Here is a 2,313-nt window from a genome sequence, read left to right on the forward strand (position 1 = left end):
ATCGCTGGGCTATAAAACACCATTGGAAGTATTTATGAGTTTCATCGAAGATGAGGAATTGTCTAGCTTATTTTGACAAACGAAAAAATATATAAATGCAATTTGTGTTTTATTCTTTAATTTAATCAATAAATCGAGTGGGCTTATGCGAGATTTCTTCCATGCACTTATCACGCCACTAATATAAACGCTTTTCTTATATTAGTGGCGTGATGCAGTCAATAATTTTCAATGACTGCACACGCATTAATTAAATTTTTATATGTTTTAACTCCTATCTGTTCATAGGCACTTTCAATTGTTTCATAGCTATAATCCGTATGTGTATAAGCTATTGCTTGTATTTCACTAGAAAACACTTCTACAAAACATTCTCCTGAACGGTTATCAATAGCTACATATTCTTTTCCATCTAAATAATAATATCTGTCTTGATGAGATACATTTCGAGATGGCTCTTTATAATTATCGATAATAGACTTACCAAATTCAGAACTAACTTTCATTGAATACCTCCCAACTCACGGTAATTTCACCTATGTTATATATCCAGGTATCTTTCCATATCACCTTATATCCTAATGGCTCCAAATCGTGACGCAATATCGCAATTAAATTGGGTACATATATTGGTTTAGATCTTAATGATTCACCAAAACGCTTTGTGTTTTCGTTTAAGTATCCATCAGCAAAGAATCCTCTACCAAAATCCCACGTAACTGTATTTTCAATATTAAGAGAAGTCGTTGAAAATAATACAAAGTGCGATTTACCTTTTTCTACTGCAATATTTAACTTTTGTTTTAATAAACGCTGGACAAATTCCTGTTGAAACTCTGTTAAATTGGGTTTTTCAATACTTTCTGTAGCTTGTAATTCAAACATAACTAATCTCTCCTTTTTTCAAATACACGAACTTGTGCTTTTGAATTTATGTATTTAATTTTTACGGATTAGAAATAGCACTGACCGAAAAATAATACAAGGGCAATGGAACGTAGTGGAATTGCAGCGTTTACCCTTGTATTACTTTTTCTAGTTGAACACCAGTTGGATCTTTAACTGGTAGTGAAACTTCAGTGCTAGTCTAAGTAGTTAAAAATTATATAAATTCGGTAAAAGCACGTGAGTGTTTGAAAAAACCTTAATTAAAAAGGAACTTATCTGAAGATAAGTTCCTTCAATGCCTTTCCAACGATTGATTCATCAATCGTTACTCAATCAGTTAAGATTGTGCAGATTTAGATTTCATTAGACAATCACTGCAGAACAGCAGAAGATTGCAAGGGCAACTTGTTGAACGTAGTGATCCCTTGCAATCTTCTGTTAGTAGAACGTCTGCTTTAGCTGACAGTGATACTGTTCTGCTAGATTGTAGAATGATAAATCTGCACAATTCCAAACACGCTAGTGTTTGTTCCTTGCACTGTAAGCCGACAGAAGCCCCCTGGGCTTTGTCGGCTTACTTTAATAATCTGCCATATAATAGTAGTCTTCCTTATCAATATCTATCTGTTTTAATTTATGAAATGTCTCAAATGCTTCTGCTATGTAATGATAATATATATCATCATAATCATAACCACCAAAAAATGGTCCCATGTAAGTTGGTAACAAATTACTAGCTTTTTCGGGTGCCTCGATGATTTTTATCAATCTATCGTATACATCTTCTACCATATAATTATCAAGTTTAACTCTGCCAGGATTACCTAGATAATATCTTTCATCAAAATAACCATGTAATGCATTGAACTTTCTAAAATATGCTATTTCATCTAATCTGCCATCTTCTTCTTTTACAATATACATATCTAATCCCATTATATATCCCACCTTTTTTTAATTTTGCATAAAGAATATAATATGTTTTATATTATATTCTTTATGTTTTATGTTTTATGCTAAAATAGATTGTTTTCTCTAAAACTAAAATAACTACTTTCCGTAACAATAATATGGTCTAATACAGGTATTCCTAATAGTTCTCCACATTCTTCAAAACGTTTGGTTGCCTCTCTATCTTCACTGCTTGGCGTTGGGTCATCAGATGGATGACAATGTGCTAAAATAATACTTGCACATGAATTTAAAATTGCTACCTGGAAAACTTCTCTTGGATGTATAGGCGACATATTTATTGTTCCGATAAATACTGTATAGACAAAAGTAATTTCGTTTTTTGTATTTAAACCTACTAACAAAAACTTTTCTCTTACTGAATGCGCTAACCCCATGATGTGGGATTAAAATAAAAACACTTTCGTTGAATTCATATTAAAATGAATTTATACGGAGGTGTTTTTTCTATGA

4 protein-coding genes are annotated in these 2,313 nt (G+C 31.9%); all 4 read right to left on the reverse strand.

The window, feature by feature from the left end; genetic code table 11:
- Positions 1–218: 218 nt before the first annotated feature.
- Positions 219–506: a hypothetical protein gene (locus CD152_RS10590; protein ID WP_103214770.1), complete on the reverse strand. Its 288-nt coding sequence runs from the start codon at positions 504–506 to the stop codon at positions 219–221.
- Positions 496–885 carry a hypothetical protein gene (locus CD152_RS10595; RefSeq protein ID WP_103214771.1) on the reverse strand — a complete coding sequence of 130 codons (390 nt, stop codon included), beginning with the start codon at positions 883–885 and terminating at the stop codon, positions 496–498. The genes CD152_RS10590 and CD152_RS10595 overlap by 11 nt, the downstream gene beginning before the upstream one ends.
- A gap of 582 nt (positions 886–1,467) precedes the next feature.
- Positions 1,468–1,824, reverse strand: a complete 357-nt coding sequence (locus CD152_RS11980) for a hypothetical protein (protein ID WP_169926203.1) — start codon at positions 1,822–1,824, stop codon at positions 1,468–1,470.
- Between the two features lie 80 nt (positions 1,825–1,904).
- Positions 1,905–2,237 (reverse strand): JAB domain-containing protein, encoded by a 333-nt coding sequence (locus tag CD152_RS10605; protein WP_232237544.1) that lies wholly within the window; start codon positions 2,235–2,237, stop codon positions 1,905–1,907.
- Positions 2,238–2,313: the final 76 nt, after the last annotated feature.

Origin of the sequence: Macrococcoides caseolyticum, assembly GCF_002902665.1 — a bacterium.
GTDB lineage: Bacteria > Bacillota > Bacilli > Staphylococcales > Staphylococcaceae > Macrococcoides > Macrococcoides caseolyticum.